The organism is Flavobacterium hibisci, assembly GCF_020026925.1.
GTDB lineage: Bacteria > Bacteroidota > Bacteroidia > Flavobacteriales > Flavobacteriaceae > Flavobacterium > Flavobacterium hibisci.
Map to the genome: position 1 here is coordinate 337,301 of NZ_JAIQDW010000003.1, position 12,089 is coordinate 349,389.

The window sequence follows — 12,089 nt, forward strand, 5'->3', positions numbered from 1 at the left end:
TTTTTATTTCTGTAGGGTATATGGCTGAATAGCAATACCGGCTTCATCTAATGCTATTTTGCAATTCTCTAAAGTTTCAGAAAAAACGGCTCCGTAATTTTCATTTTTTGCCCAGGGACGAACAGCAAAATCAATAGAACTTGCCGATAAATTTTTTACAAATACTTCAGGTGCAGGAGATTTGAGGACCTTAGGATTCTTAATTAAAACATCTAGTAATATGTCTTTAGCTTTTTTGATATCTGAATCATAAGAGACAGAAAAGGTCAAATCAGCTTTTCGCTCACCCTGCATTGAATAATTGATTATATTTCCATTAGATAAAGCCCCATTTGGTACAAAAACCGTTTGGTTATTACCCGTAACTAATTTTGTAACAAAAATTTGAATTTCGACTACGGTAGCAATCACTCCTTGTGCCTCAATTGTGTCCCCTACTTTAAAAGGCTTAAAAACGATGATTAGCATTCCGCCCGCAAAATTTGAAAGTGAACCCTGTAGTGATAAGCCAACCGCAAGTCCCATGGCTCCTAAAATGGCTACAAATGATGAAGTTTCGATTCCAAGTTTTGAAATAAAGGTTACAAATAACAATATTCTTAAGGCCCAAAGTAAAATATCAGCAAGAAACTTAGTTAATGTAGGGTCTAAATGTCTTTTGACCATTATTTTTCTAATAATTCTGTTTATCAGTCTTATAGCATATAAGCCTACAAATAAAATTAGAAATGCCGAGATCAACTTCGGTGAATAATCAATTAAAATGTCAATAAATTTCGTTGCGTAACTGGAAAGCTGGTTCGGGTTTACATCCATATTTTAGATAAAAAAACCTTCTAAATGAGAAGGTATATTAATTGTGCAAATATAAAAATTTGCTGTGAAAAAAAGTCTTAATCATTACAAGATATAACTGTTATCAGTCGGTTTCTGTTATTGGCTTTTCGCTAATATCTACAACAGTATCATAAACAATTGACTGCTTATCATCACTTTCTATGCTTTCTTTTACAGCATCAACGATGTCGTGTATAGAGTCAGCGGCTTTTTCTGCATATTCACTTAGGATGTCTTTGGCGTGATTAGTAAACTCAGCAGCATCTTCGAGTATTGGTTCAGAAACTTCTTTGAATTTGTTTAAAGTTTCTTCAACTAAGTTTTCTGTTTTTTCAATGTATGCTTTTTCACCAGTATGTTGATCTGGGTTTTCTATTTGAGTTGAAGTTTCCAGATTTTTGCTAAATAAATTTTTAAAAAACGATGATAATCCCATGTTAAAAAGTTTATTAAGTTACAATACAATATTAAGTATTTTGAATTTAGTATTGTGTTATATTTTAGTAAAATATTCAATGTGGATTAGGAATAAAAAAACGCCTAATAAAGGCGCTTTTTTTGTGGGTAAATTATTTGTTTTTTATGCGTTTAGAGCTTCAACAGTGATCTGCTCATCATTTAGCATGCTTTTCAGCATGTTTTCTATACCACTTTTTAAAGTAAATGTAGAAGACGGACAGCCGCTGCAGGCTCCCTGTAAAATAACTTTTACAACCTTATTGTCTTCATTATAAGAATCAAAAGCAATGTTTCCTCCATCTGCTGCAACCGCTGGTTTTACATATTCCTCCAGGATGTTAATGATTTGTTGGGAAGTAACATCTAATTTGTCAAAAGCTTCATCTTTGGTTGCATCATTTTTAGTAGCAGTTTGAATTAAACTTTCATCTAAAACGGTTCCTCCGTTTTCAATAAATTGTTTGATGAAAGTTCTGAGTTCAAGTGTAATTTCTTCCCAGTTATTGATCTCGTATTTGGTTACCGAAATGTAATTTTCATCAATAAAAACTTCTTTTACATAAGGAAATTTGAATAATTCCTGAGCCAACGGAGAAGAAGCTGTCTGGTCAATGTTTTTGTATTCAACAGCATTTCGGGTTAGCATTCTGCTTACCACAAATTTTAATGCAGCAGGATTTGGAGTTGTTTCCCCATAAACTGTAATTGGCTGTTTTTTAGGTTTGTTTTCGTCTATATTTACAATAGTTCCGCCTTTATTTACAAAAGCTTCAATTTGCTCGGCTACTGCATCCTGGACATCTTCCCATTCTACGATACTGAATCTTTCTACAGCGATAAAATTTCCAGAAATGTAAACGGTCTTAACAAACGGAAGATAAAATAACTGCTGGGCTAATGGTGATGATTGTGCTTCATCAATGTTTTTAAACTCAAAATTTTGATTTTGTGTAATGAAATCATCAAATTCAAACTTTATAATGGTAGGATTTTGAGTTTCTTTTATAGTGATTTTTGCCATGTCTTTATATTTTTTGTAAATTTAATAAAGTTATCTTCTACTAATAGCTATATTTGGTTTTTTAATAAAACAATTAAGATTCTTTTTGTAATCAATCTTGTTAAATTTAAAAGGTAGCTAATAAGTTTATTTGCATGAAATTGAAAATCAGAATCTTATTTGTTTTTATAATTACTTCATTCTATTCTTATTCACAAGAAGGAATTCCGGTATATTCTGATTATTTATCAGATAATTATTACTTGATTCATCCTTCTATGGCCGGTGCTGCAAATTGTGCAAAAATAAGACTTACAGCCAGAAAGCAGTGGTTTGGTCAGGATGATGCGCCCTCTTTACAAACGTTAAGTTTTAATGGAAGAATTGGAGAAAGATCCGGTGCAGGGATTATTGTTTTTAACGATAAAAATGGATATCATTCACAAAAAGGCGTAAAGCTTACTTATGCACATCATATCATGTTTTCAAGAAGTGAGCTGGATTTGAATCAGCTTTCTTTTGGTATTAGCGGAGGCATGATTCAGAGTCAGCTGGATGAAACTTCATTTGGAGGAACTTTTGATCCAATTGTTTTTGGATCAATACAAAATGATTCTTATTTCAATGTTGATGTAGGGGCATCTTATAATTTTTTGGATTTTTATGCCCATTTAACTGTTCAGGGACTTATTGAAACCAGAAGGCAATTGTATACGGATTATGAAAGTGATAATTTGAGAAAATTTCTTTTAAGTGCAGGATATGTTTTTGGAAAAAGTGAAAATATTACATGGGAACCTTCAATTTTATTTCAGTATTTTGATCAGACAAAAGAAAAATCTATTGATCTGAATTTAAAAGCGTATAAAAACATGGATTTCGGAAGTATATGGGCGGCATTGTCTTACAGAAGAAGTTTTGACGGAGCGACATACAGCGGAGGAAGCGGATCAGGTGACCAAAAATTACAGTATATAACTCCTATTATTGGTCTTAATTATAAAAAATTCATGTTTGCTTATACCTATTCAAACGTAACGGGTGATGTAAAATTTGATACAGGAGGATATCACCAGATTACTCTTGGTATTAATTTATTCTGTAAGAGAGAACGCTACGATTGTAAATGTCCAGCGGTTAATTAAATTTAAAATATCATGTTGATAAAAGCTGTAAACGGGAAATCTCCTGTAATTCCTGATGATTGTTATGTTGCTGAAAATGCTACTATTGTTGGCGATGTAACTTTTGGTGATTCCTGCAGTGTTTGGTTTAACGCTGTAATTAGGGGAGACGTAAATTTTATTAAAATTGGAAATAAAGTAAATATTCAGGACGGGGCGATTATACATTGTACGTATCAAAAGCATCCCACAATTATTGGCAATAATGTTTCAATTGGACACAATGCTATTGTACATGGCTGTACTATTCAGGATAATGTTTTGATTGGAATGGGAGCGATTATAATGGACAATTGCGTGGTAGAAAGTAATTCGATTATTGCAGCCGGAGCGGTTTTAACACAAAATACAGTTGTAACCTCAGGAAGTATTTATGCTGGTGTCCCTGCCAAAAAAGTGAAAGATATTGATCAGTCAGATTTTGCAGGAGAAATCGAACGTATCTCTAATAATTATGTTATGTATTCGGGCTGGTTTAAAGAATAATTTCAAAATATAAAAAAACAATATTTAAATTCTAATGGAATTTGAACAATATTGGAATTTGGAATTTTTTGTTTGTAAATTTTAAAAAACGTTATAAATTGATTCTTTCGAAAAACGCATTTTTGTAGCTTTCGCTAATAGGAATTCGTTTATCACTAATCAAAACTTTATTTTTTTGTATTGATTTTACATGTTTGATGTTGATAATATAAGACCTGTGTATCCTCGAAAATCCTTTGCTGAAAAGTAAATTTTCTAATTTTATCAGGCTAATCAGAGTGAGTGTGAATTTATTGTCTGTTGTATAAATTTTCACGTAATCTTTTAAACCTTCGATAAATAAAATATCAGCGAAATTCATTTTAACATTTTCATATTCAGCCCTTACAAACATAAAATCCTGTTCTAATTCAGGAATTGTAGTGTTTTCAGAAATAGCCTGAACGGTTGGAGGATTTAAAACCTGCTGTGCCCTGACTACAGCTTTCAGGAATCGGTGAAACGGAATTGGTTTTACTAAATAATCTACAGCACCAAGATTAAAACCTTCAACAGCATAATCAGAATAAGCTGTTGTGAAAATAATTAAAGGCTTTTTTTCGATAGTATTTAAGAATTCAATACCTGAAAAATGAGGCATCTGGATATCAAGAAAAATTAAATCTACATTGTTTTGATTAATAAAAGACACTGCATCAATAGCATTATTAAAAGTGCTTATTAATTCTAATGAATCTACTTTGCTAACAAAATCTTTTAGCAAATCTACTGCTAAAGGTTCATCATCTATAATTACACATTTCATCTTTTTAGATTTAAATTTTAATAAATTAATCGTGTCAAAAGTAGCTTTAAACAAACGACTTACATTTTAAAATTTAGTTAAATATTGAGTAAGCTTATTCGTTTATTGTTGATTTATTGAATGTCAGTTTGTATTTTATCTAATTTCAAATTCAGATGTACGCGATAATATTGGCTGTCTTGTTTTATTGTCAGCTCATGTGCATTAGGATATAGCAAATCCAGCCTGTTTTGAATGTTTGCTAAACCAATACCTGAATTTTCAGGGTCTTTTTCATAATTTTCAATTGTATTCTCTGTCCAAAAATCGAGATCATTTTCAATAATGATAATCTTGATTTTTACATGAGCAGCTCCTTTATAATCAGTACCGTATTTAAAGGCATTTTCAATAAATGAAATTAATAATAAAGGCTCGATGAATTTATTTCTAGGATCTCCGTGAATATTTATAACTATGTCTTCAATATTGTTGAGTCTCAATTTTTGTAATTCAATATAATTCTGAATATAATTGATTTCTTTTTCTAAAGCCACCGTTTTATTATCCGTTTCATACAGCATATACCGCATTAATTCTGATAATGTTACGATGGCATCAGGAACCAAATCAGATTTTTTATGAGCCAAAGAATAAATGCTGTTGAGGGAATTAAATAAAAAATGTGGATTAGTCTGTTTTCGTAAATAATTCAATTCAGTATTAGTCCTGTGTGTTTCGGCAATTAATTTGTTTTGCTGGTTTTGATAAAATTCCGTTAAGGTCCTAATTATCGCACTAATGGTCGTAATTAAAAGATAGAAAAATGACGGCCCAATTTTAAAAAAAAGTGGCTGTTTATGCGGACGGATTTTCATTCTGCCTTCTTTCAAAAACATCTTTGCTTCCTCAGGCATCATTTTAGGCGGCATCATGTTTTGCATACGTAAATGATTGAATTCAGGAATAAAATAATTGACCCTGATAACCATAAAAAGTAAAATCAGTGCCAGGACAAAAATAAAATACAGCCAATATTTTTTTTCCAGAAGCAATACGGGTACCAAATAAAAATAGTTGAGATAAAATAAAATAATTCCGGTTCCCCATTGTACATAGAAGTCATTATTAATTCTAAAAGGACTTTCGTAAAACTGAATCAATGATGTCAGTATAAAGAACGTCCATATAGTAATATGGAATAAAACTTTATTTGAATTTGTATTTTTAAGGGTACCGATATTCATTTACATTTTTATTTTTAATAAAATTAAATCATTTTTGGTTACCGATGGCGATCTGTTTTGAGAGAGTTTTTTTATAACTAATCCGGCAACTTTTAAGGCGTCATCTTCTGAGTTAAAACTTTTCGCGTCACTAATAACCGGAATTATGGTTTGCTTGATTATAATTTTATCTTTATGCGAAATTGTATATCCCCAGCCCGAGGCGGTTTTTATAGATTCAGCATGTAGTGCTTTTTTTTGCGTACAAGCTGTCAACTGCAGGAAAAATAGAATAAAAAGCAAATTCTTCCAGAATAATCTCCGGAAGAATTTTAAATTTGGGGAATTAATTATCATCGTCATTTTGTTCTTCTAAAGGTTTGAACTCCCAGGCATCATCGAAGTACGTTGAACCAATTCGTCCTAACATTAAAAAGCCTCTGTTGTTAATGGCAAAACCTACGGCATCAGTTCTGGCTGCTCCTTCAAGTGCAGTTCTTTCGACCCATAAATCGGTAGAAGGATTATATTCCCATACCGTTTTGATGCCCTCACCGCCTACGATATAACCTAATCCATTCAGGCTGAAACTCGATGCGTTTGAACGGGTTATTGCATAGTCATCGTTCCAGCTGTAATCGTCATCGTCGTCCTGATCAATGTCTCGCAGCTTTGTCCAAACTTCAGTTGCAGGATTAAATTCATAGAAATCTTCCTGATAGGTTCCGTTATTTATACCAGTTCCTAGATAAGCTAAATCATTTATAACGAATACAGTAGCGTTTCGTCTTTTGTTACCACTAAATCCACTTACAAGTTTCCATGTATTGTCAGTGTCGTTATACTGATAGAAATCTTTTAGATAATTTCCATCATATCCAGTTCCAAAATACGCTTTTCCACCTACCTGAAAACCAACGGCTCCATAACGGGCAGTTCCTGCAAAATCAGTTTTTTGTTCCCATGTATTACCAATAGGATCATATTGATAAAAGTCTTTTAGCTTATTAGTTCCATCATATCCAAGACCAATATAGCCTTTACCATTAAGTTCAAAAGCAGATGCGGAACTTCTTCCTGTTCCGGCAAAATCAGCTTTTTGCTCCCAATAATCACCATTTGAGTTGTAAGCCCATAAATCTTTTAAATATTCATCTCCTGTGTAACCAGTAGCCACATAAGCATAATCTCCAATAACAAAACTTGTTGCACTAGATCTGGCAGGTCCGTCAAACGCAGATTTTTTAATCCAGTTCCCTACTAATTCATCATCATCATCATCGTTACTGCAGCCTATAAAAAACAGACTTGAAAATAGTGTCGCGAATAATATTCCTTTTTTTAAATTATTCATAGTGTATTAAATTTATTTATTGTTTGTACTTAATCCCAATGCTTAAAATGTAGCCGTTTCCTGTATTAAAATCATATAGTTTATGATTGTTTTCGTCTACTAAATCGTATTGTTTGTTAAAATCGTAACCTGCTTTAAAATTTACAAACCAGTTTTTATCCATATTCCTTTCATACTCAAAAGCTGTTGTAATTTGAGAAGTGCTGATTTTGGTTCCCTTACTATATGATTCAAGAGATTTATCCAGATTATAAAAATTCCCATTGAAGTTATTGCTTACACTAAATTTGTTTCGCTCATTATTGGAATAAGATATTGCCGAATCTGGAAAACCTATTAAAATATTGGTTTGATTTATTTTACCGTAAAAAGACAGCGTCGGAATAAATTTAGGATTACCAAAAATTGTTGATCTTTCAACGCCAATATTTAATCCTATTTTTGAAGTCAGCTGCTGCTTCAATTGGAAGCTCCCTAAAAGGGTTACATCAGAAATGTCTAAATTTTGTTGAAAATTGATTGTTGGTTTAACTGAAAAATTCAATCTCGTCAACTCAGAAATTTTACGTGATATTTCTAATTTGTTTTGAATCTGATTAAACTGATTCAGGTTCTCAAAATCATAATAAGCTCGTGTGTCGTATTTTATTTTCAGATTTGTGTACTCTAATTTATTTGTAATCTCATTTTTATCATCTATTTTTTTATAAACAGCGATACCGGTATTTATTTCATTAAAATTTATTTTTTCTGTTGGCTCCGTCTTTAAATTAAAATCAGCAACAAGCTTTTCCTGCGCTTTCATATTAAGGAAGCTAATCCAAAACAGCACCAAGACCAAATCCTTTTTTTTCATTATTTATTTAATTGGTTCAAAAGTAGGAGGGAGTCTGTTTTAAAAAAAAGAATATATATGTATAAGGCATTTTGGTAGACCAAATGGCATTTTTTTTGGCTTAAAGAGTTATTTGTCTGCCAGTGGATGTTGTAGATGTTTTTGGGCTTTCTGTAGTATAAAAATGAAGGCTTGTATATGTTATAGTGTTGCCCAGAAATGTGCCTTTTATATTTGTTCAAAAATTCGGATTATGTATAAGTTTATATTGATGTTGTTTTTTGGATTTGCTGTAGTTTCATGTGGTACAGATACTGACGCTGGCGAATTTGTTGTCGGCTCTGATTATCTGTCGGTAAACAACAAAGTGATTTTAATTGATACGGTTACAGTTGAAATGTCAACCATCAATTTCGATTCCCTGATTACTTCTAATAAGAGTAGAATTTTGATAGGCAATTATGACGACCCTCTATTTGGCAAAGTAAAATCAAGCAGTTATTTTCAACTTGCATCAGATTCATATTCTTTAATTAGTACCAGTGATACAGAATCAGCAAATTATGTTTTTGATTCTATTTCGATGATTTTAAAATATGATAATTACTATTATGGAGATACAACCAAGGTACAGACTTTCAATATCCATAGACTCATTCAAAAGGTCAAACCTAATACTGATGATGATTCATTTTATAATAATTCAGCTTTGAATTACAGCTCAGAAAGTTTGGGGACCATTTCATATAAACCCAGGCCAATAGAAAAAGATTCTATAAATGTAAAAATGGATGCTGCATTTGGAGAAGCACTTTTTTTAAAACTTAAGAAAAGAGAAATTACGGACTTCGATAGTTTTGCTGAATATCTAAAAGGACTTGTAATTATTCCTCAAACCGCTAATTCTTCAAGTATAATTGGTTTTAATCTGACAAGTAAAGTACGATTGTATTATTCAAAATATCTTGGTGACGACATAGACTCTTATGTAAAAGATTTTACTATAGTAGATGCTGCCAAACAGTTTAATGCTATCTCTTTAGATAAGACAGGAACTTTGATTCAGAATTTACCTGCCTCAAATAGTAGATTGTCAAGTTTGTTAACCAATAATCAGGGATATATTCAGTCTGGTACGGGACTTGCCTGCAGAGTAGATTTTCCAAATATCAGGCAGCTAAAATATATTGCTGATAAAGGTGCAATTGTTGATGCCGAATTGATTTTAAAACCTGTCAATAACACATATTCCAAAGGATTTCCCTTATCGGACTCCCTGCAGGTATATGTGGCTGATAAATTAAACAGGATTAGTGGCGTATTAAATGATGCATCCGGTGCCTCATTATATGCTAAACTAAACAAACAAAGTGATGAATTTAATGAAAATGTGGGTTATTCATTATCTGTAGGCAGTTTTCTTCAGAAAGAAATGCTAAAACAATCAGACTCTAAATCTTCATTAGTTTTTGCTTTGCCTAATATTAACAAAGCTGTTAACAGAATTGTTTTGGGTGACCAGAAGCATCAGAATAATAAAATTCAATTGAAAATTTACTACCTCTCTTATTAAATGAAAAATAGAATAATCTTTTTAAGTTGCTTCATTTTGATGTATGCAACTTCTTTTTCGCAAAGTATTTCCAGTTCTCCTTATTCATTGTACGGTTTAGGAAGTTTGTATGATGCAGATTATGGAGTAATTCCGTCTATTGGTTCTTCAGGGATTGCATTGCCATCAGATGCTTTTATTAATAACTTAAATCCGGCTTCATTAGGTTATTTACCACTCAATCATTTTATGTTTGAAGTAGGAGGAAAGGCAATTGAAACCACTTTTCAGAGCAGTTCTAAAACTGAGAAACGCAACAATTTTCAGTTTTCACATATCGCTTTTGCTTTTGCAGTAAATAAAAAATCTGCTTTTAGTATTAGTCTGCGACCTTATTCGAGTGCATCATTCAAAATTTCAGAATTTAAATTACCTGTAGAAAACAGTTCAGAGTATTATATTTTAAACGCTGAAGGATCCGGGGGATTAAATAATTTTGATATTTCATACGGATATCGTATCAGTAAAAAATTATCAGCCGGGTTTACAGGAAATGTTCTTTTCGGAAATACTACTGATGAAAGAAGTTATACGATTTCAAACTCAGTAACTTCGATTAATAAAAAAACTGATTATAGCAGTGTACGTGCAACTTTAGGAGTTCAGTATAAAATTGATTCGACTCTTACCATTGCCTCTACTTTTAAGGCACCTTCCAAAATTAAAGCATCAAAAGTACAGTCTTTAGGAATTATAAGCAGTTCAGGCGAAAGTACCATAGAATCAGATGCGGTATCAGATACAGATGATTTTTATATGCCTTTGGAGATAGGTTTTGGAGTCAGTAAACGTTTCAAGAATAATCTTAATATGACCCTTGATTATGAAAAAAGCTTATGGAATGATACCAATCAATCAGAATTATATGGTGATTTTGTAAATCAGGACCGCTTTGCTTTAGGTTTTACTTATCGAAGAAATAAAAATTTACGAAGCTATTGGGATGGTGTTCAGTATGGGGCAGGAGTAAATTTTGATACCGGTTATCTGGAAGTTGATGGAAAGAGAGTTAATAATGCTGCAATTTCTATTGGAGTTTCTTTACCCGTAGACAACACGTTTTCTGCTCTTCATATTTCTTACTCTTACGGTCAGAAAGGCAAAATTGGAGATGGTCTGATAAAGGAAAACTACCATAAACTATCACTCAATTTATCATTGGACGGAATATGGTTCGTCAAGCGAAAAATTGAATAACAACTAAAAATCTCTTTCGATGACGTTGTATTTATGATCTAAAATTGAATTAAGAACAGCAGGATTTGAGTTGACATAAAATATAGGTTCGCTTTGTTCCGCATCTGAAAAACCTACTTTTTCACGCAGTACATTTTTCGTTTGTCTGGCCACTGCTTCTCCGGAATCTATAATTTGAATGTGATGTGGCAGTATTTTTTTAATCTGCGGAATCAAATACGGATAATGGCTGCAGCCCAAAACCAGATAATCAATATTGGCCTCAATCATAGGCTGTAAATAAGATTCTAGTAACATAGTCATTTCCGGTGAATTCAGATTGCCTTCTTCAATAAGCTGAACCAGTCCGTAACCTACCTGTTCGATGATTTTTGTGTCATGAAACATCTCGGCAGTTTTATTAAATAACTCACTATTCAGGGTGCCTTTAGTAGCTAATATACCTATTACCTGGGTTTTTGAATTATGTGCGGCTGGTTTTATTGCCGGTTCAATTCCTATAAACGGAATGTCATAATCTGCACGAAGTTCCTGGATTGCATTTGTAGTAGCCGTATTACAGGCAACTACAATTAATTTGCAGTTGTTTTCAATTAAAAAATCGACGTTTTTTTTACTTAAAGCAACAATTTCTTCTTTAGTTTTTTGACCATAAGGAGCATTTTTACTATCTGCTAAATAAATTGTTTTTTCATTTGGAAGTAATTTGTGAATGGCACTCCATATTGAAGTACCTCCAATTCCGGAATCAAAAACACCTATAGGATTGTTGTTTGTCATAAAACAGAAATATATTTTTTAAGAATCTAAATTCGTACTTTTTATTGGAATTTAAGTTAAATAAATTAGAAATTTATTCCAAAGGAAATCTCTTTTTGTAAAACAAACATTAAAACATTTCTTATATTATTAGGTAGTAGATTAATCTTGGTTTTTATACAAGTATTAGTAAAACAAGGTATAAAAATCAATTATTGAAAACAAAAATGAGGCTGTCTCAAAAGGACAGCTTCTTTTCGTTTATAAAAAATTAAGATAGCTATAAAAAATTAATTCGGTTTTCGGAATTCGGCTTTAAAGATGATTTTCCTTTTTTTGACTGATTTTTAGGCAAG

13 protein-coding genes are annotated in these 12,089 nt (G+C 32.0%); 4 read left to right on the forward strand and 9 right to left on the reverse strand.

Annotated elements, in window-relative coordinates:
• Positions 1–3 precede the first annotated feature (3 nt).
• The 3 genes from K8B81_RS05460 to K8B81_RS05470 form a co-directional block, all read right to left on the reverse strand.
• Positions 4–816, reverse strand: a complete 813-nt coding sequence (locus tag K8B81_RS05460; protein WP_223679663.1) for a mechanosensitive ion channel family protein — start codon at positions 814–816, stop codon at positions 4–6.
• Between the two features lie 103 nt (positions 817–919).
• The gene (locus K8B81_RS05465; protein ID WP_223679664.1) at positions 920–1,273 is read right to left on the reverse strand and encodes a YtxH domain-containing protein; all 354 of its coding nucleotides are present in this window, start codon (positions 1,271–1,273) and stop codon (positions 920–922) included.
• Positions 1,274–1,417: 144 nt separating this feature from the next.
• Positions 1,418–2,317 carry a NifU family protein gene (locus tag K8B81_RS05470; protein ID WP_223679671.1) on the reverse strand — a complete coding sequence of 300 codons (900 nt, stop codon included), beginning with the start codon at positions 2,315–2,317 and terminating at the stop codon, positions 1,418–1,420.
• Between the two features lie 134 nt (positions 2,318–2,451).
• Here K8B81_RS05470 and K8B81_RS05475 point away from each other — a divergent pair, with 134 nt between their 5' ends.
• Positions 2,452–3,441, forward strand: coding sequence for a PorP/SprF family type IX secretion system membrane protein (locus K8B81_RS05475; protein ID WP_223679673.1), 990 nt, complete (start codon positions 2,452–2,454; stop codon positions 3,439–3,441).
• A gap of 12 nt (positions 3,442–3,453) precedes the next feature.
• Positions 3,454–3,966 (forward strand): gamma carbonic anhydrase family protein, encoded by a 513-nt coding sequence (locus K8B81_RS05480; protein WP_223679675.1) that lies wholly within the window; start codon positions 3,454–3,456, stop codon positions 3,964–3,966.
• Positions 3,967–4,057: 91 nt separating this feature from the next.
• On the opposite strand, the gene K8B81_RS05485 is transcribed toward K8B81_RS05480, so the two are convergent.
• The 5 genes from K8B81_RS05485 to K8B81_RS05505 form a co-directional block, all read right to left on the reverse strand.
• Complete coding sequence (locus K8B81_RS05485; RefSeq protein ID WP_223679676.1) at positions 4,058–4,771, reverse strand: LytR/AlgR family response regulator transcription factor; 714 nt, start codon at positions 4,769–4,771, stop codon at positions 4,058–4,060.
• Positions 4,772–4,884: 113 nt separating this feature from the next.
• A complete protein-coding gene (locus K8B81_RS05490) occupies positions 4,885–5,997 on the reverse strand; it encodes a sensor histidine kinase (protein WP_223679678.1) in 1,113 nt (370 codons plus the stop codon).
• Positions 5,998–6,252 carry a DUF4907 domain-containing protein gene (locus tag K8B81_RS05495; RefSeq protein WP_223679680.1) on the reverse strand — a complete coding sequence of 85 codons (255 nt, stop codon included), beginning with the start codon at positions 6,250–6,252 and terminating at the stop codon, positions 5,998–6,000.
• A 70-nt stretch (positions 6,253–6,322) separates the two neighbouring features.
• Complete coding sequence (locus K8B81_RS05500; protein ID WP_223679682.1) at positions 6,323–7,330, reverse strand: Kelch repeat-containing protein; 1,008 nt, start codon at positions 7,328–7,330, stop codon at positions 6,323–6,325.
• Between the two features lie 16 nt (positions 7,331–7,346).
• A complete protein-coding gene (locus tag K8B81_RS05505; RefSeq protein ID WP_223679684.1) occupies positions 7,347–8,186 on the reverse strand; it encodes a DUF6268 family outer membrane beta-barrel protein in 840 nt (279 codons plus the stop codon).
• Between the two features lie 232 nt (positions 8,187–8,418).
• Between K8B81_RS05505 and K8B81_RS05510 the strand changes: the two genes are divergently transcribed.
• Positions 8,419–9,738, forward strand: a complete 1,320-nt coding sequence (locus tag K8B81_RS05510; protein WP_223679686.1) for a DUF4270 family protein — start codon at positions 8,419–8,421, stop codon at positions 9,736–9,738.
• Positions 9,739–10,974, forward strand: coding sequence for an aromatic hydrocarbon degradation protein (locus K8B81_RS05515; protein ID WP_223679688.1), 1,236 nt, complete (start codon positions 9,739–9,741; stop codon positions 10,972–10,974).
• 3 nt (positions 10,975–10,977) lie between these two features.
• Here the strand turns inward: K8B81_RS05515 and murI are convergent, their stop codons facing one another.
• Positions 10,978–11,754: a glutamate racemase gene (gene murI, locus K8B81_RS05520; protein WP_223679690.1), complete on the reverse strand. Its 777-nt coding sequence runs from the start codon at positions 11,752–11,754 to the stop codon at positions 10,978–10,980.
• Between the last annotated feature and the right edge of the window lie 335 nt (positions 11,755–12,089).

What these genes read in the sequence shown, in the direction of transcription:
- K8B81_RS05460 (WP_223679663.1), bottom strand. Translation starts at nt 816, where the DNA reads ATGGATGTAAACCCGAACCAGCTTTCCAGTTACGCAACGAAATTTATT.
- K8B81_RS05465 (WP_223679664.1), bottom strand. Translation starts at nt 1,273, where the DNA reads ATGGGATTATCATCGTTTTTTAAAAATTTATTTAGCAAAAATCTGGAA.
- K8B81_RS05470 (WP_223679671.1), bottom strand. Translation starts at nt 2,317, where the DNA reads ATGGCAAAAATCACTATAAAAGAAACTCAAAATCCTACCATTATAAAG.
- K8B81_RS05475 (WP_223679673.1), top strand. Translation starts at nt 2,452, where the DNA reads ATGAAATTGAAAATCAGAATCTTATTTGTTTTTATAATTACTTCATTC.
- K8B81_RS05480 (WP_223679675.1), top strand. Translation starts at nt 3,454, where the DNA reads ATGTTGATAAAAGCTGTAAACGGGAAATCTCCTGTAATTCCTGATGAT.
- K8B81_RS05485 (WP_223679676.1), bottom strand. Translation starts at nt 4,771, where the DNA reads ATGAAATGTGTAATTATAGATGATGAACCTTTAGCAGTAGATTTGCTA.
- K8B81_RS05490 (WP_223679678.1), bottom strand. Translation starts at nt 5,997, where the DNA reads ATGAATATCGGTACCCTTAAAAATACAAATTCAAATAAAGTTTTATTC.
- K8B81_RS05500 (WP_223679682.1), bottom strand. Translation starts at nt 7,330, where the DNA reads ATGAATAATTTAAAAAAAGGAATATTATTCGCGACACTATTTTCAAGT.
- K8B81_RS05505 (WP_223679684.1), bottom strand. Translation starts at nt 8,186, where the DNA reads ATGAAAAAAAAGGATTTGGTCTTGGTGCTGTTTTGGATTAGCTTCCTT.
- K8B81_RS05510 (WP_223679686.1), top strand. Translation starts at nt 8,419, where the DNA reads ATGTATAAGTTTATATTGATGTTGTTTTTTGGATTTGCTGTAGTTTCA.
- K8B81_RS05515 (WP_223679688.1), top strand. Translation starts at nt 9,739, where the DNA reads ATGAAAAATAGAATAATCTTTTTAAGTTGCTTCATTTTGATGTATGCA.
- murI (WP_223679690.1), bottom strand. Translation starts at nt 11,754, where the DNA reads ATGACAAACAACAATCCTATAGGTGTTTTTGATTCCGGAATTGGAGGT.